Origin of the sequence: Psychrobacillus glaciei (assembly GCF_008973485.1) — a bacterium.
GTDB lineage: Bacteria > Bacillota > Bacilli > Bacillales_A > Planococcaceae > Psychrobacillus > Psychrobacillus glaciei.
The window spans coordinates 3701090-3718327 of sequence record NZ_CP031223.1 but is presented as its reverse complement, the minus strand read 5'-3'; the positions used below and the strand labels follow the sequence as shown (position 1 = coordinate 3718327).

Sequence of the window (17238 nt, the reverse complement as noted above, 5' to 3'; positions counted from 1 at the left end):
GTTGAAGAGGGATGGAACTAGACATAGAAATAAGTACATATCAAAATTAAGAGTAAATTGTTCTTCATATGTTTCTTAAAGGAAAGTCTGTAGAAGTAATAGCAGATTTAACGGATATTCACGTAGAAAAAGTGAGAGCAATACTAAATGCATGTACTCTATAAGGTTATAAAAGGATTTACCCTCCTACATATAGAATTCCTAAGTAAGGGGGGGGTAAATTGGAGAAGAAGTCGCTAGTGACACCAATCTTATATGCCATTTTTGGACTGTTTGGCATGTTTTTCATCACTGTAGTAATTCTATTTGTTATTCTTTTAACAGGAAAAATATATTATGTTGCATTGATCATTACAAGTGCGATAGTGTTATATGTCTTTAATGTATTAACCCTTTTCCATTTTTTCAAAACGAAGAAGCGGAAGAGGATGTTTTGTGCCATTGCAGGAGTTGCTATTTTAGTGAGTGCGATCTCACCGATTCAGCATGAATATAAGAATCGAATTCCTACTGTTGGTGCTGAGGTCAATACATATGAATTCGAACCGTTTACAAATTCACATGGGGTTTCTATTTTAGACGAACAAGCGACAATGCAGCTAAGAGATAATTTGCCGAAGATGGATGGTGCAACGGCACTGTATCCGTTATATGCATCATTTGTAGAAGCAACTTATCCTAAAAATTACTATTCACCTTACGACAGTGAAGTGATGGTTAATACAACACCAGATGCATACAGCAATCTATTCAATGGCAAAGTAGATATGATTTTCGCTGCTGCACCTTCCGAGGCACAGAAGAAAACGGCTGAACAAAAAGATTTGGATCTCAAAATGACGCCGATTGGTCGAGAAGCATTTGTCTTTTTTGTCAATCAAAAGAATCCCATTGACGGACTTGCTATTGAGCAAATAAAGGCAATATACTCTGGCAGAGTGACGAATTGGAAAGAAGTAGGAGGCAAGGATAATGCTATCCGCGCATTTCAGCGTCCTGCCGATAGCGGAAGTCAGACAGCACTTGAACACTTAATGAGAACGACACCAATCATGGATGCACCTTTGGAGGACGTTGCGACAGGTATGGGTGGTATTATTAATGAAGTATCCAAGTATAAAAACTATAATAATGCAATCGGCTATACATTTCGATTTTATTCCACAGAAATGGTGAAAAACAATCAAATAAAATTATTAGAAATAGAAGGCGTTGCACCAACGAAAGAAACTATTCGGTCTGGTACTTATCCTATTACTGCTGAGTTTTATATTGTTACTGCCGGAACAGAAAATCCGAATGTGGAGAAATTAATCGAATGGGTCTTGTCACCACAAGGCCAAGGATTAGTTGAAAAAGTTGGTTATGTACCTATAAGTGAATGACATGTGCTCCTAGCATTATTGTTAGGAGCTTGTTTTATGTTTTAAAGCAAAAAACAATGTTACAGGTGCCTGGCACTTGTAACATTTGTTATACTAAGGAAATTAGATAGAGTGGGGGAAATAAATTATGCAAAAAACGTTTTTAAACAAAGTCACACCATATATAAATGACGAAGAGGAATTGGTAAGAAAGTTTGCAGCTTACGCATTGCACGAGTTCCCGTATACCCCAGTCGAAGCAGTCAATCAGCAACTAACAAATGCACTTCATGCAGAAGAGGAAGAAAGAAACTTCCTATTAATATGGGGGCAGGAGAAAAATGTTAATGAAGACTCTTTGCCAATCATACTAGAGCTACTCGAAAAAGTACCAACATCACATCGGCATTTGGTACTACAATACGTAATGCATTTACCTGCACAATTAATCGTGGAGAATAAAGAAAAATTTAATCCATATATCGGCGAGGAATACAACTCGTTTTGCCAATTATTATTATCGGCTGATGAAGACACACTTTGGGATACGTATATGGAGATGGTTAAAAACATCGAAGGAGATACCTTTAATGCACTTGAGTTCCAAAAAGCGAAAAAAATGCAAGATGTGCTTATAGGAAAGGGCTCTTATAACGCGGGGGAAGTTGACGTTATCCTAAAAAACGAATTGGAAGACGAGTGGTTTTCCATTTATGGTATTTTAGGAGTACGAGCAGTAGGTATTTTACAATTAACTGAGCATATTCCGACCCTTGCAAGTTTGCTTGAACGTGATGAAGATATTTTGTTAGAAGAAGTGGCAGAGGCATTAAGTAAGTTTCAATCAGATGAAGTTGTATACGCAGTAGCCCCATATGCAATGAACGACGACAAGTATATATTCGCACTGGGAATCTTGAAAGAAACAAAAACAAAAAGTGCTGAAGAAGTATTAGTGAATTGCTATCCAAAGTTAGACGAGTCTGGAAAAGAACTAGTCATTGAAAACCTTGCAGCGCATCTTTCAGATAAAGCATTTCCTCTGATGGAGGACTTTTGGAACAAGGAATATTATGGAGGAATGATCGAGCTAGAGCACACATTATATAGTTTTTATAAAGTTATGGGGCGTACCCACCCAGATATGGAAGACTGGAAAAAATTTGCACTCGAGAACGAAGCTTATATTAAGGAAACGATAAAAAAATTCGCACCGGCTGTCTCTGAAAAAATAGGTAGAAACGATCCTTGTCCTTGTGGAAGTGGAAAAAAATTCAAGAAATGTTGTGGCTGATAAAGAAAAATGAATAAGTGTTGAACTTATTTTTAGAGTTCTAATTGAATCGTTCATAAATAAAGGAGCAGACCAGCTAACAATATGAGTCTTCTTTTTTTATCTAAACTCTTGACATGGAGTGTACTCCATCTTTTATGCTATATAAAAAGATAGGAGTGTTGAACATGACAGTGATCACTTATGTACTTATAAGTTTGTATGCAATACTAACCGGAGTAGCGGGAATAGTACAATGGAAAGAAACAGGTTTTCAAATTCGCTCGCTTTTATTTGTTATCGTTGCAATGGGAATGTTGGTTACGTTATTTCTGCTGAATAAAAATATGATGTTTGTTTCATTGATCGTACTATTTATTGTGTTGCATATACTGGCAATTGCAGAGGGTATGCTGAAAAATGGAAAGCTTACGTATAGTCATCACATCATTCGATTGAACTTTCATCTCGTACTTTTAGTATTTGTATTTATATTAATAAAATAGTAGGTGATTTCAATGAAAATAGGAGAAATTGCAGAACGCACAGGACTAAGTAAAGATACGATTCGTTATTATGAAAAAAAAGAATTACTCCAGCCGGAAATACACAACAAACAACGATCGTACAACGAAGAAGATATCATTAAAATGGAGACCATAGTCAAACTAAAGCAAAACGGCTTTTCTTTACTGGAAATAAAAATGCTTTTTGACTGGTCTCAAAATATGGATAAAGATAAAACATTGACGAAAGAGGAAATAGAGAAAACTTTACTATTAAAAAAGATGTTTCAAAACAAGTACAATGAGATGCTAAAAAAAGAAGAACAAATCAAGCAAATCAAACAAGTCCTACTACGCACGGATCGTAAGCTGGAGTGGTTACTCGATTCTAATAGAAAAATGCTATAGAATGCGGAAATGAATAAAAAGAAAGCTGTTTCCAAATGATTGTATGGAGCTAATCATTTAGAAACAGCTATTTAAATTATAAAGCGACCGTTGGATCAGCTTGCTCGTCTAAAGAGCGCGCTTTGGAAGGACTTTCTTTTTTAGTTGTACGAATAAGAAAGATCATACACACAGCAAGGAATGCTACCAAATAGACTGAAATCACCCATAATGCAGTGCCAAGTCCAGATTGCATGTTGCCATCATAAAAAAGCAACGATCTCATTCCATCAAGCATATAACGAGTCGGTAAGAAAAGGCTGAAAAAATGGTGGAATGCCGGTAAGTTAGCAAGTGGAATGGCACCTCCGCTTGCAAATATTCCTAAAATATTAATAGGGAACATGACAAGCATACCCCATTTACCGAACAGTAAGCCAATCATTTTAAACAGAAAGAACATGGTTATACTACATAGAAGTGTAAAGAAGAAAATTTTCCAAATACTCGTTGAGTGAGCACTACCAAAGATCCCAAATACCGCTAACTGTAAAATGGAAGATACAAGGAGCGCTAATAATATACCAAGAAGCATTTCAGTAAGAAGTAATGTTGAACCACTTATTGGATACCCTTTTTTTCTAAATCCTTCACTTATACCGCCTAAATAACCTTGAATCATTTGTGCACCCATAAGTCCTGTAATCGAAGTGATGAGTACCATCATGAAGGGAGTCATCCCTTTATTAAGATTAGTAGACAATCCCAGAACATTGGAAGATGAATATTGGATGGGGTCATCTAATAATGAGGTTACGAGTGGGGAAACGTGTAAACCCTCTTGTACCATAGTCTCTTTTAAATTAACACTTATAGCGGATGATGTAGAAGAAGCGATAGACTCAAGTACATTAGCTGCAATAGATGTAGCCATCTGTCCTCCACCTTCATTAATCAGAATCTTCATCTCGGCAGGTTTTCCTTCTGTTTGTTCTGCCATTAAATCACTTTTTAAGATAGAAAGTGATTGAGAAAAATCTGTTGGAATTACCAGTGCCCCGTAGGCTTTATTTTCTTTAATTGCTTGAACAGCATTTTTTTCACTTGATTCAATCTTCCATTGAATAGAATGGCCATCCTGTTGTTCCGTTAAGTTATTTATCATTGCTTTTCCCAAATCGGAGGATGCAAATTCTTCATCCTCACTCACAATGATGAGCGGGAAATTGGTCATTTTTTGTTCATTTCCACCAAACACAGGTAAATAAATACTGATCATGCTTAGCATAAGTAAAGCAGTAGACCAAACGGGAAACCACGCAAATTTTACTTTTAATAATGTTTTCAAAATCTCACATTCCTATCTAAATAATAATAAATATTAAGTAATTTTCCTATTTAACAAACGCAACATGAAATAGAACATTTCTAACTCATCTTGGTCCATTTTTTTAAAAAATTGAGTAATAACATTGTCTTTCATTGGAAAAGACATAACTTTTATCCCTTCGTCCGTTAAATTAATATAATGACTTCTCCGATCTTCAGGATTGTCAACTCGTTTGACCAATCCTCTCTTTTCTAATGAGTCAACTAAATACGTAATGGATGCTGCTTTTAATCTTAATTTCTCTGCCAAATGGATTGATAAGCAAGCACCATCATGTTCAATAATACTTAAAATTAAATATTGGTTGAGCGTTAGATCAATTTTTCTTAAGTGTTCAGCCAATGCTTTTGCTCGTTGGCTCGACATTTTCTTAGAAACCTCATAATAGATGTCTAATAACATATCAATAGTGATGTCATTTTTTATATCCAATTTATCCACCTCTTTTTAAGGACATGAAGAACATCTTACTTCGAAATGTCTAAATTGTAAAGATAGATAGTAAGAAATAAAGTGTCTATTTAATGGCAACTACAAAATAATTTAGTTAGATACTTTAAAGTAAATGATGTAATCATAAAGACAATTGCATGAGGTAAAAACGAGCAATCGCGACAAGAAAGCAGTTTTATCTGTATACCAATATCCCATGAACTATCCATTAACATGGGATAATCGCAAGTCGTTTGGGAGAAGAGGAATGAATGAAGAAAGTATAGGAACATTAGTTCTTAATTTTTGACACTTCATAGTTACTTACCTATAATGAAGTTAGAGTTACGGTGGGCAAAATTAATAGTAGGGAGACAAGAGAATGATTAATAAAGTCGGTCAAATTATGCTATACGTAAACAACCAAGAAGAGACAGTAAAATTTTGGACAGAAAAGGCAGGATTTAGCGTTATTTCGGATGAAGATAATGGGCAAGGAATGCGATGGATCGAAATTGCACCTACGAATGATGCAGAAACAAGTATTGTTCTACACAATAAAGAACTAATCGCAAAGATGCAGCCGGAACTAAACCTTAACACACCTTCATTACTATTCTTTTCAGAAAATTTAGATCAATTGTATAAAGACTTCTCGGAAAAAGAAATTACAGTAGGAGAACTAGTAACGATGCCTTCAGGTAGAGTTTTTAACTTTGCGGACAATGAAGGAAATTACTTTGCAATAATGGAGAAAAAGTAAATTACAATGGAGACTTTTTGAGTATTGCTTTTTAGCGAACTACTCTGAAAAGTCTCTTTTTTGTATAATTTATTCCTCTTTATATTCTAATTTCCTTAAACTCCTCATAAAATAAACTGAAAATAAAATATTTTAAAAGTATTGAAAACGATTTCAATTTATAATAAACTCTAATTAAGGTTTAAATCCAAAACGTTTCGGAAGGAATTTGATCCATTGACAACTATTAAAGATATAGCAAGGGCAGCCGGCGTATCCATTACAACTGTTTCAAGAGGATTGAACGGTTACTCGGATGTAAGTGAAAAGACAAGAGAAAAAATAGTAAGAATCGCAAAGGAACTAAATTACAGCCCAAATACACTTGCTCGCAGCTTGGTGATGAATAAGTCAAAAACATTCGGTCTACTTGTCTCAGGCTTAAATCAATCTAGTGCAAAAGATAATATTACATTTGATATGTTAGCTGGAATTAATAAGTTTGTCGGAGAATGTGGCTATGACATAATCCTTCTTAGTACAGACTCAACAAAACAAAGAGAAAAGACATACACCCAGCTATGTAGAGAAAGAAGAGTCGACGGTGTGATTATTCAGGGTATTCGTACAGATGACCCTTATTTGAGAGAAGTTGTTGAAAGCGATATTCCTTGCGTACTAATTGACATTCCACTTACTTCACCAACAGTTGGCTATGTAACAACGGATAATATCTTTGGAGCAAAGAAAGCAGTAAAGCATTTAATTCAAATGGGGCATAAAAAAATAGGCTTTATCAATGGTCATGACTTTGCATTTGTCAGCCAGCAACGGTTGACAGGATATGAAGAGGCACTTAAAGAAGCTAATATAGCCATTAAAACTGAGTGGATTGGAAATGGAGAATTTAGTGAAGAGGTGGCAGAAAAAGTAGCATTAAAACTATTAGAAGCCCACCAAGAAATAACAGCAATTTTTTGTGCAAGTGACCTTATGGCATTGGGAGTTATACAGGCTGCGCGCAAACTTGGGATTGACGTACCAAATGAGTTATCGATTATTGGGTTTGACGATATTATGCTTGCATCTTATGTAACTCCTTCGTTATCATCCATTGCACAAAACACCTTTCAAATGGGGTATGAAGCGGGAAGATTATTGCTTTCCATTTTCGAAAATGAAGCAGAGTCCCATGTTGTTTCCTTAGGAACGGAACTAATGATACGTGAGTCAACGAGTAAATCTAGATGAGAATGAATAACAGAAGACTACCTTCTGCGCACAATAACCAAAACGTTTCGGAAAATATATTTTCACAGTAGGAGGACCCCATGGATTACCGAGTAATTAAAGAAAATGATCTCTTTTTCCTAACAGATGCAAAAGGAAATATACCGGAAAATCATTATTATGGTTTAGGGTTATACACAAAAGATACCCGTTTTTTAAGTAAACTTGATTTAAAAATTAATGGAGAAGAGCCAATATTATTAACTTCGGATGCAGCAGAAAACTATATGGCAAAGGTTTTACTCACCAACCCGCATATGGAAAACGATGAGGGCCTGATCTTATGGCGTGAATCAGTAGAAATTGAGCGAACAAGGTTTATTTTCGATGATGTGTTATATGAATCGATTAAAGTAAAAAATTATTTTCCGAAGCCGATTTCTTTTACGATTAGCTTGCATATGGATGTTGATTTTGCCGATATGTTCATAGTCAGAGGATTTCAAACGGGGAACATAGGGCATAGAACCGGACAAACGGTAGAAAATCAATCTTTATCCTATCATTACATCGGAGCGGATGAGGTCAAACGGTCAACGAGCGTATCTTGGGATAAAGATGCTAAAAATCTAACGGATCAAGGAGATATTACATTTGAATTCCACTTGGAACATGACCAAGAAGAAACATTCACACTCATGATTCAGCCGCAAATCGGAGAAACCAATCATAAGGAAATAATGCCTCGCGACCAAGCAGTAAAGCTACTTGAAAATTCCTATGCGAAATGGAATGACAAGGTTACAAAGGTAGAAACTAATTTTCAACCGTTACAACGGTTGGTTGATCGAGGAATCGGCGATTTACGAGTACTATTAACCGACTTGGGGTATGGTCAGTTCCCTGTAGCTGGGCTTCCGTGGTTTGGCGTACCATTCGGCAGAGATAGCCTGATTGCAGCATTGCAAATGCTTCCATTTAACCCGGAAGTAGCGAAAGGAACTTTATTAACATTGGCTGAAAAACAAGGGAAAAATGTAGATCCTTTCCGAGATGAACAACCTGGCAAAATTATGCATGAAATTCGTTTTGGTGAACTTGCGGAGACAGGACAAATTCCATTTTCTCCTTATTACGGAACGGTCGATGCGACACCACTATTTCTAGTGCTACTTACAGAATATGTGAAGTGGACGGGGGACTTTGAAATTGTAAAAAAATTGAAAGAAAATATTGATGCAGCACTAAACTGGATTGATCATTACGGCGACCGCGATGGAGACGGTTTTGTTGAATATTATCAAGAGGCGAACAAAGGCATTGCCAATCAAGGTTGGAAAGATTCGAGCGATTCTATCGTCCATCGAAATGGAGATTATGCGGAAGCTCCTATTGCCTTAAGTGAAGTTCAGGGATATGTATACCATGCGAAAATGGGGATAGCGAGTATATTCGATAACCTTGGCAACGCTGACATAGCATTCAAACTACGTACAGAAGCTGAACAGTTAAAAGATAGATTTGAGCAAGCTTTTTGGATGGATGACCAACAATTTTACGCCATTGCGCTTGATAAAGAGAAAGAGCAAGTTGGAACGATTACTTCTAATCCAGGGCATGCTCTCTTCTCTAACATGTTGGGTGAAGATAGGGCGAAAGCAGTTGTTGAAACATTAGTCTCAGATAAAATGTTCTCTGGTTTTGGCATTCGCACAATGGGTGTAGGAGAATCTGGATACAATCCGATGAGCTACCATGACGGCAGCATTTGGCCACATGATAATAGTATGATTCTGCTTGGAATGAGTAAGCTTGGTTATAAAAAGGATGTCAATGTAGTCATTAACGGACTAGTAAAAGCTGCTGAAGAATTCGAGTATGATAGACTACCGGAATTATTTTGCGGATATGGAAAAGAGAGAGGAAGGCCAGTGAAATATCCAGTTGCTTGTTCTCCTCAAGCTTGGGCTGCAGGAACACCGCTCGTGTTTATCCAATCTCTGTTGGGGTTGTTTCCGAATAGCCTACAAAAGGAAATTCGCTTGTCCCCAAATCTTCTAGAAAATATGGACATTTTGAAGGTGGAAAACATTTCAATCGGAAATGGACTTCTCTCTGTCAAAGTTACACGTAATACAGGTGGTATCCAGGTAGATATTGATAAGAATACCACTGGATTTGAAGTTGTTATACATTAATTCTTAACTTGGTTTTACCACTCTAAAAGAGGATTTATATAGGAAAGGGGAAAAAACATGTTTAAAAAGAAATGGGTAGCTACACTTGGAATTTCAGCTTTATTGGTTGGAGGCGTACTTTCGGGATGTTCGGAAGATACCGGGGATAAAGCAATAAAAGTGGATGGTGGTAAGCCAGTGGAAGTAACGCTTGCTGGTTGGGGCTCATCACCAGAAGAGGCTGAATTATTAAGCCAAGTATTAAAGGACTTTGAAGACTCGCATCCGAATATTAAAGTCAAGCATGAGGTCATTGCGGATCAGTATATGGATGTTGTAAAAACTCGTTTAATTGGGGGAGAAGGTCCAGACGTATTTTACCTGGATGCGGTGGAGGCTCCTGCTTTAATCGAGACAGGGGTACTTGAACCATTAAATAAATACGTAAAAGATGATTTTGATTTAAACGACTTTGAGAAACCTCTAATTGAAGCATTTCAAAAAGATGGAACGTATTACGGTTTCCCAAAAGGCTATTCAACGCTTGGGTTATTTTATAATAAAAAAATGTTTGCAGATGCTGGCGTAAAAGTACCAACTACATGGGATGAGTTACGGGAAGTTTCTAAGAAATTAACGGATGGAACAAATGTTTATGGATTCGGACAAAATCCTGAGCTAGCGCGCGCGTATTTTATAGCGGAATCATTCGGTGGAAAAGTAGTGGTTGATAACAAAGCTAATTTTGCAGATCAAAAAGTGTTGGATGCTTTACAACCATATGTAGATCAGCATTTAGTAGATAAAACTGCTGCTCAGCCTTCTGACGTTGGAACTGGTTGGACAGGAGAAATGTTTGGGCAAGGTAAAGCTGCAATGGTAATTGAGGGTAACTGGGCTATTCCATATTTAGATAGCACTTTCCCTGATATTGATTATGGAATGGCAGAAGTACCGACTATTAAAGGTAAAAAAGGAACAATGGCATTTACGGTTGCTTATGTAATGAATGCTGCATCAGAAAAGAAAGAAGCTGCTTGGGAATTAATGTCTTACCTAACAGGGAAAGAAGGAATGGAAACTTGGACTAGTAAAGGTTTCGAATTGCCTTCTCGTAAATCTGTAGCAGAAAAGCTTGGTTACGATAAAGATGAGTTACGTGGTGCGCTTGTTGCTGGAGCTCCATATGCGACAGTTTGGTCAAACGGAACCAACTTACCAATCATCTTTAACAACTTTAACAATCAATTTGTAAGCGTTTATTTAGGACAATCAAAACTTGCGGATGCACTAAAAGAAGCACAAGAAACAGCTAATAAAGAGATCGATAAACAATAACAAAAAAATGAGGAGAAGGGAGATTCCCTTTTCCTCCATATTGTATTTTCTAGTAAGTATTTGTTAGAACACCTTCTGTTGATGCAGGCGATTTTTCATCAATAGAACGAGTTCTAACAATAATCTTTGTAACCTTTGCAATAGGGAGTTGATCAAGTTGAAAAGCAGGTTTTTAAAAAGAACAGTTAGAGAATCCTTGCAAGGCTATTTATTTTTACTGCCTGCATTATTCGTTTTATTACTCTTTCTTGTAGGACCTATTTTTTATGCAATTTTTCTGTCCTTCCACAAAGTGCAGTTATTAGGGACAACAAGCTTTGAATTTGTTGCATTAAAGAACTATATGAATATTTTTGATGATCTTCGGGCCAAAATTGCTGTGTGGAATACAGCTAAATACGTTTTGATTGTAGTACCGTGTCAAACATTATTAGCGATTATACTCGCCGCAACTTTAAATGCAGGGATGAAAGGTGAAAAGTTTTTTAGGATTATTTATTTCTTACCTACATTAACATCTTCTGCGGTGTTAACGTTAATCTTTATGTGGATGTATAACCAAAATGGACTAATTAATAAAGTGTTAGATTTCATCCATCTGCCAACTTATAACTGGATAAATGATCCTTCTATTGCGTTATATGCAATTATGGCCATGAATATTTGGTCTACCGCACCATTTTATATGGTCATCTATTTGGCAGCATTACAGGATATACCAGAATCACTTTATGAAGCCGCAGAGTTGGACGGGGCAAGTGCCATTCAAAAGTTTCTCTATGTAACTATTCCTCATTTGCGACCTGTGACTTCATTTGTAGTAATCATGGGAATAGTTGGGACATTCCAATTATTTGACCAATCCTATATTTTCTCTGGGGGTTCTGGGGGTCCAAATAACTCGACATTAACAGTTGTGCTATTAATCTACCAATATGCATTTAAAAATATGGGAACGATGGGCTATGCGGCAGCTCTTGCTTTTTCACTAGCAATTATTATTCTTATTGCTACATTGATTCAGCGAAAGTTCTCTAAAGAAGAATCTCTTTACTAGGGAGGCGAAAATGTGAAAAAGAAATTATCGTTTGGCAAAGCATTTCTATATGGCATTTTAATTGTCTATGCTGTCATTACAGTCATTCCATTTATATGGGCACTTTCCTCATCGTTTAAAAACTTAGATGAAATTGTAAGTGGTGCAATTAACTTTATACCAAAACATTTCACCTTTCATAATTATAAGGTAATCTTTGTTGAGCAGGGCTTATTCCCACGTTGGCTGTTTAATAGCTTATTTATAGCCACGATGGTTACTTTGCTAAATATGTTCTTTAATTCCATGGCTGGCTATGCCTTGGCACGACTTCACTTTCCAGGGAAACGGACGATTTTTGTAGTCATTCTTGCTGTCTTAATGATTCCTATGCAAGTAACGATGATTCCAAATTATTTAATATTAAAGTCTCTTGGTTGGCTGAACTCTTATCAAGGGATGATTATTCCAACGATGATCAATGCGACCTTTATATTTATGATGCGCCAATTCTTTGTGAACTTCCCTAAAGAACTAGAGGAAGCAGCGGAATTGGACGGACTAAGTAAAATAGGAACGTTCTTTCGAATTGTCCTTCCACTAGCCAAACCAGCATTAGCAGCACAAGCCATTTTCGTTTTTATGGGCTCTTGGAATGACTTCATGAGACCTTTAATTATTTTATCGAGTCCAGAACTATTTACATTACCAATTGGGCTCAATACATTTAAAGGTCAATACATTAGCTACTGGAACTACATCATGGCAGCATCAATGGTATTCACTTTGCCAATTTTGCTTTTATACGCATTTTTCAGCCGATATTTTATAAAAGGTATTTCTTTTTCTGGAGGGAAATAATACCCTGTGTAAACCTATATTGGCCTATATATCGAAATGCAGATCTCATAAGGATCTGCATTTTTATTTTGTTGAGAGAATTGCAAAGAATTAATATGAGAGGTGATTTTAACTAAAGAGCACTACTCTTAATGGTACTCGATGAAAATCACTAAATAGCGTATGATAAAAGAAAAAGACGAGGGAGATTATATGAAAGCATATATACTAAAACTAACTTTTGAAGACATTAATCCTCTAGTTTGGAGACGTGTTATTTTACCAGCAGGGGCAACATTTAACCGTCTGCATGAAACGATTCAATACGCGACGAATTTTCAAAGCGAAATATCTCCGTACCATTCTTTTGGTGTGGAAATAGAAGATAACTTTATTACAAACAATGAAGCGATTTTAGATGAATATAAAGGAAAGAAGTATGTTGGTAGAACGGTTAAACAACCAACACGTATTAAAATTGATTCATTTTTAGAAAAACATGGTCAATTCATCTACAACTATGACTTTGGAGATGACTGGCGCATTTGCGTAAAGCTTGAAGAAACTGTAGAAGATTATTATTTTGGTTATCCGACATTATTAGAAGGGGAAGGCACGGCACCGCCAGAAGATGTAGGAGGACCACCTGGATATAAAGAGTTTCTAAAAGTGCTTCAAGATTCAACACATCCAGATTATTTAAGTACGTATGCATGGGCGGAAGGGCAATTATATTTGCCATTGGACATTGAAAAGATAAAAGAATATTTAAAAATTGTAAAATATAAAAAGACAGAATGGCAATACATTGATCATGAAAATTATTTCGTTTTATCTGATAAATATCGAGGTACAGATTGGATTGATTTAGATGTACTTCCAAATAAAGATCTATTAATCCGATATGCAGTAGCGTGTGTTAATTTATATGGGAGTATTGAGTACCCGAAGTTAATGGAGATTTATAATTCCCAAAATACACCGTCTGTGTCTAGTAGTGAGCTACACGATCTACTAACAAATCCACTATATGAAAAACAGCTTGAGGAAAAATATGTTTTTGTATATGAAAATGCATTAATCCATAAGACAATGGAAGAATTTGAAGACCAAACCCAATTTATACAAAGCGTAGTTGGTAAACCATTTTATGTACCTGGAAAAAAGGAACTATTGCGTTACACAGATGAGTTTTATTATGAAAAGACAAGCCATCAAGAAAAACTCGCTAAAATGCTTGAGAAAGACTTTTTCGGAGGCAGTAAATTTACTGTTAAAAAGGAAATAAAAGAGTTAGTTTTAGAATTACAAGTAGTGCATGCAAACGTCCAACAAGTTTTGCAAAAGTTTTTAACCCGTTTTCAGATGAAAGATATGGAGCACCTAAATGAATACGCTCAAATGATCTTCGACATAGCTAACAACACACGCATTTGGGAAAATCGCGGGCATACACCAGAAGAGCTTTTTCAAATGGAGAAACACTATCTAAAGCCAATGCCATCGACCTCATTAAACGTAATTGACGGTGGCAAAACTGGTCGAAACGATCCCTGTCTATGTGGAAGCGGGAAGAAATATAAGAAGTGCTGCGGAAAGTAAAGCGTTATATAAACCAGTTTGTTAGAATCCTATAAGCTAACGGAAACGTAACTTGAATGGGAAAATGAAATTCAATCAAAAGATAAAAAATACACAAGTCTATGCCATAGCGAACAAAGACTTTGGAAGTATTAAATGGTGTATAGACTTCAATTTCATGATAAGAAGACCCTCTAGATATGGAAGGTTTTTCAGATTCTCAGGTAACGTAGAATTGTAAACTGACAACTCAAAATTAATCAATAAAATAGAGCTCCTAGCCAATCGTTAGGAGCTCTTCTAATTTCTAAATGCGAAAGTGTCTAATTTTAATAAGCGGACCAGCCGGCGTCAATAGCTATAACTTGCCCATTTACAAAGCTTGCTTCATCTGATCCTAAGAAAATAGCTAGTTTAGCAATTTCTTCTGGTTGCCCAATTCGTGGGTTGATTGCCATACCTAAAGATTGGCGAGATGCACCTAGTGCATTAATATTTGTCATTGATGCCCCAATATTTGTTGCTACTGCACCAGGAGCAAACCCATTGCAACGTATATTTTTGTCTGCATACATGAACGCTGTATTTTTAGTTAAGCCGACAACTGCATGTTTAGATGCAGTGTACGCAGCCCCAGCGCGTGCTCCGTATAAACCGCCTGCTGAAATGTTGTTTACAAATGTACCGTGACCTTGTTCAAGAAAAATAGGTATAGCAAGTCGCATTGAACGCATAACGGCAACAGTATTAACTGAAAATACAAGTTCCCAACGTTCATCGGAAATGTCGCCAACAGGTTCCATTCCATCCATAATCCCTGCGTTATTTACCAGAATGTCTAACTTACCAAAAGTTTTTAACGTTAAGTCGAATAAACTTTTCACATCATCTTCCGAAGTAACGTTCGTTTGAACAGCAATAGCTTTGCGACCTGTTGCTTTAATAGATTCAGCTACAGCAGTTGCTCCTTCTAAATTCATATCGGAAACAACAACCATTGCTCCTTCTTGTGCATAACCTTCAGCAATTGCTTTTCCCATCCCTGATGCAGCGCCAGTGACAATCGCAACTTTACCTTCTAATCTCATAAGAATATACCTCCCTGAATTTTATTGTACAGTTGTTCAATAACTATTATAATAAAGAGTAGTAAACGCTTACAATAAGCAAAAAAAAGCAAAGTGTTCAATAAGAAGCATATTTCTATTAAGTGTTCAATAAGAGGTGAAAAAAATGTCTTCTATAGATATACGTATTGTAAAAACGAAAGAAGCCTTACATCAATCATTATTAGAAATACTTAAAGAAAAAGCATTGGAAACTATCTCGGTGTCAGAAATATGTAGAAGAGCTAGAGTTAATAGAGGGACATTCTATTTACATTATGCCCAAGTAGAAGATTTATTTGAGGAGTATTTTAAAGAAATTATGGAGGATTTAGCAATCTCTTATGAAGAACCCTATCGCCATGTATCCATTTTGAAGTCGAGTAGCCTAAATCCAGCAACCATTCGAATTTTTCACCATATTGAAAAATACAAACCATTTTACAAAATTGTCTTTTCCAAAAATGCGCCTTTAACATACTATTACTTATTATTTGAGGAAATAAACGAACTCTTAAATAAAGATAAAGGAATGAAGAGTGAAGAGGAATTCGATATGAATGTATACTGCGCCTATCAAGCAAATGCCATTCTCGGAATCATCATCCAATGGTACAAAGAAGACTTCCAACAAAGTGCAGATTACTTAAATCAGCAACTCGTGAAAATTTTGAATGTGAAGATAGATAGGGATTGATAGAAAGATTAAAACGATAGTTTTGTAAAATTTGCAGATTACGTATTCGATGAAATTTTCTTTGCAAGGACTATTCATTTCAAAATCATTATTCCATCAATCGAATCGAAGACACATTATAGACCTAAGTAAGTAAGATTAATAAATAGAAGGAGTGATCGTACATTAGATAAGAAAATCCAACTTCCTGGTGAGATACTCAAATGTCCCACAATTTGCGGTAGATACGGGAAAGTAGTTAATTGAACAGATTGAGTTTTATAGCTACCTTTAAAGAAGAGGTAAACATCGAAATGACACAGATCAATTAACAACTGAAGAATACGAAAAGCTTTTCAGCAAAGACTAAAACAGAATCCAAACGATAATTTTGAAAATGTATAGAAAGAGATTGAAATAAGCATAAGGTCAACCATTTTATTGTAACCAACAAATTGCTTGCTCTAGATTTTCATGTATCAAATTCAATTGTTCCTGAAATTATAGCTAAAACCGGGAAACTAATTTAAAAAAATTTCAATCGGAGGAATCGATATGTATGATCCAACCATTTTTGAAAATTTAAAAGTCACGTTTGAAAATCAGGTGTACGATCTAGACAATTTAGAACACCAAATAAAGATTACCAATCGGATGGATCGAATGGATTTTGCTGTTCTTTCTAGGGATTTTTCCATTGGGTTTACACTAACCAATCAACCAAACGTAGCAGCAGAAATTATATTACAAACTTCTTTAGAAGATCTAGCAGGGGAGATATTAGAGCAGTCTGGACAAAATCTAGGTTGCTTCTTATTACTTCGATTTCATAAGCATGTCCAAGATGTGCCCACACAGTGTAAAAAAATTGAACAAGCGCTTCATACCATTTGGGAAAATGAAGCTCATGTAACCCAAACACTAAGTTTCATCTATGAACAAGATACATCAAGTCACTTAAACAATATCCAAATGCAATTCAACAAAAAAATTAACGAAGAGCATATAAGTGACATACCAGAGTTTCTTGAACATGTGCTACAAACGTTGAAAGTATTGAATGAAATATAATTAATGTACTTTACTAGACAAATGTATAATACTGTTATATACTAAGGACAATAATTAAATTGCTTAACTAGAAACAATGAATTCACATA

The 17238-nt window shown here is 35.9% G+C and carries 16 protein-coding genes; 13 read left to right on the top strand and 3 right to left on the bottom strand.

Annotated features, from left to right (window positions below; genetic code table 11):
- Positions 1-221 precede the first annotated feature (221 nt).
- The 4 genes from PB01_RS17495 to PB01_RS17480 all read left to right on the top strand — a co-directional run bounded on the left by PB01_RS17495 (position 222) and on the right by PB01_RS17480 (position 3551).
- The gene (locus PB01_RS17495; protein ID WP_151701368.1) at positions 222-1385 is read left to right on the top strand and encodes a PstS family phosphate ABC transporter substrate-binding protein; all 1164 of its coding nucleotides are present in this window, start codon (positions 222-224) and stop codon (positions 1383-1385) included.
- A 127-nt stretch (positions 1386-1512) separates the two neighbouring features.
- Entirely contained in the window at positions 1513-2658 is a 1146-nt protein-coding gene (locus tag PB01_RS17490) for an SEC-C metal-binding domain-containing protein (RefSeq protein ID WP_151701367.1), read from the top strand.
- A gap of 167 nt (positions 2659-2825) precedes the next feature.
- The gene (locus PB01_RS17485) at positions 2826-3143 is read left to right on the top strand and encodes a hypothetical protein (RefSeq protein WP_151701366.1); all 318 of its coding nucleotides are present in this window, start codon (positions 2826-2828) and stop codon (positions 3141-3143) included.
- A 12-nt stretch (positions 3144-3155) separates the two neighbouring features.
- Positions 3156-3551, top strand: coding sequence for a MerR family transcriptional regulator (locus PB01_RS17480; RefSeq protein WP_151701365.1), 396 nt, complete (start codon positions 3156-3158; stop codon positions 3549-3551).
- Between the two features lie 76 nt (positions 3552-3627).
- Here PB01_RS17480 and PB01_RS17475 read toward each other — a convergent pair whose 3' ends face one another.
- Together PB01_RS17475 and PB01_RS17470 are read right to left on the bottom strand one after the other, a co-directional pair.
- Positions 3628-4878, bottom strand: a complete 1251-nt coding sequence (locus tag PB01_RS17475) for an ABC transporter permease (RefSeq protein WP_151701364.1) — start codon at positions 4876-4878, stop codon at positions 3628-3630.
- A 33-nt stretch (positions 4879-4911) separates the two neighbouring features.
- Positions 4912-5352 carry a MarR family winged helix-turn-helix transcriptional regulator gene (locus PB01_RS17470; RefSeq protein WP_225986091.1) on the bottom strand — a complete coding sequence of 147 codons (441 nt, stop codon included), beginning with the start codon at positions 5350-5352 and terminating at the stop codon, positions 4912-4914.
- A 382-nt stretch (positions 5353-5734) separates the two neighbouring features.
- Between PB01_RS17470 and PB01_RS17465 the strand changes: the two genes are divergently transcribed.
- From PB01_RS17465 to PB01_RS17435, 7 genes are all read left to right on the top strand, one after another.
- Positions 5735-6115: a VOC family protein gene (locus tag PB01_RS17465; RefSeq protein ID WP_151701363.1), complete on the top strand. Its 381-nt coding sequence runs from the start codon at positions 5735-5737 to the stop codon at positions 6113-6115.
- Between the two features lie 216 nt (positions 6116-6331).
- Positions 6332-7345, top strand: coding sequence for a LacI family DNA-binding transcriptional regulator (locus tag PB01_RS17460; protein WP_151701362.1), 1014 nt, complete (start codon positions 6332-6334; stop codon positions 7343-7345).
- Positions 7346-7425: 80 nt separating this feature from the next.
- On the top strand, positions 7426-9522 hold the full coding sequence (locus PB01_RS17455; RefSeq protein WP_151701361.1) for an amylo-alpha-1,6-glucosidase: 2097 nt from the start codon (positions 7426-7428) through the stop codon (positions 9520-9522).
- Positions 9523-9579: 57 nt separating this feature from the next.
- On the top strand, positions 9580-10839 hold the full coding sequence (locus PB01_RS17450) for an ABC transporter substrate-binding protein (RefSeq protein ID WP_151701360.1): 1260 nt from the start codon (positions 9580-9582) through the stop codon (positions 10837-10839).
- Positions 10840-10996: 157 nt separating this feature from the next.
- Positions 10997-11896: a carbohydrate ABC transporter permease gene (locus tag PB01_RS17445; RefSeq protein ID WP_151701359.1), complete on the top strand. Its 900-nt coding sequence runs from the start codon at positions 10997-10999 to the stop codon at positions 11894-11896.
- A gap of 12 nt (positions 11897-11908) precedes the next feature.
- Positions 11909-12736 carry a carbohydrate ABC transporter permease gene (locus PB01_RS17440; RefSeq protein WP_151701358.1) on the top strand — a complete coding sequence of 276 codons (828 nt, stop codon included), beginning with the start codon at positions 11909-11911 and terminating at the stop codon, positions 12734-12736.
- A 192-nt stretch (positions 12737-12928) separates the two neighbouring features.
- Entirely contained in the window at positions 12929-14317 is a 1389-nt protein-coding gene (locus PB01_RS17435) for a plasmid pRiA4b ORF-3 family protein (RefSeq protein ID WP_151702105.1), read from the top strand.
- Between the two features lie 308 nt (positions 14318-14625).
- On the opposite strand, the gene PB01_RS17430 is transcribed toward PB01_RS17435, so the two are convergent.
- Positions 14626-15384 carry an SDR family oxidoreductase gene (locus tag PB01_RS17430; protein ID WP_151701357.1) on the bottom strand — a complete coding sequence of 253 codons (759 nt, stop codon included), beginning with the start codon at positions 15382-15384 and terminating at the stop codon, positions 14626-14628.
- 145 nt (positions 15385-15529) lie between these two features.
- Here PB01_RS17430 and PB01_RS17425 point away from each other — a divergent pair, with 145 nt between their 5' ends.
- The gene (locus tag PB01_RS17425; protein ID WP_151701356.1) at positions 15530-16099 is read left to right on the top strand and encodes a TetR/AcrR family transcriptional regulator; all 570 of its coding nucleotides are present in this window, start codon (positions 15530-15532) and stop codon (positions 16097-16099) included.
- A 534-nt stretch (positions 16100-16633) separates the two neighbouring features.
- A complete protein-coding gene (locus PB01_RS17420; RefSeq protein ID WP_151701355.1) occupies positions 16634-17149 on the top strand; it encodes a hypothetical protein in 516 nt (171 codons plus the stop codon).
- Positions 17150-17238: the final 89 nt, after the last annotated feature.

Bases quoted from the DNA above. Each gene is read 5' to 3' on its own strand.
- PB01_RS17490 (WP_151701367.1), top strand. From the start codon at position 1,513: ATGCAAAAAACGTTTTTAAACAAAGTCACACCATATATAAATGACGAA.
- PB01_RS17485 (WP_151701366.1), top strand. From the start codon at position 2,826: ATGACAGTGATCACTTATGTACTTATAAGTTTGTATGCAATACTAACC.
- PB01_RS17480 (WP_151701365.1), top strand. From the start codon at position 3,156: ATGAAAATAGGAGAAATTGCAGAACGCACAGGACTAAGTAAAGATACG.
- PB01_RS17465 (WP_151701363.1), top strand. From the start codon at position 5,735: ATGATTAATAAAGTCGGTCAAATTATGCTATACGTAAACAACCAAGAA.
- PB01_RS17455 (WP_151701361.1), top strand. From the start codon at position 7,426: ATGGATTACCGAGTAATTAAAGAAAATGATCTCTTTTTCCTAACAGAT.
- PB01_RS17450 (WP_151701360.1), top strand. From the start codon at position 9,580: ATGTTTAAAAAGAAATGGGTAGCTACACTTGGAATTTCAGCTTTATTG.
- PB01_RS17435 (WP_151702105.1), top strand. From the start codon at position 12,929: ATGAAAGCATATATACTAAAACTAACTTTTGAAGACATTAATCCTCTA.
- PB01_RS17430 (WP_151701357.1), bottom strand. From the start codon at position 15,384: ATGAGATTAGAAGGTAAAGTTGCGATTGTCACTGGCGCTGCATCAGGG.
- PB01_RS17425 (WP_151701356.1), top strand. From the start codon at position 15,530: ATGTCTTCTATAGATATACGTATTGTAAAAACGAAAGAAGCCTTACAT.
- PB01_RS17420 (WP_151701355.1), top strand. From the start codon at position 16,634: ATGTATGATCCAACCATTTTTGAAAATTTAAAAGTCACGTTTGAAAAT.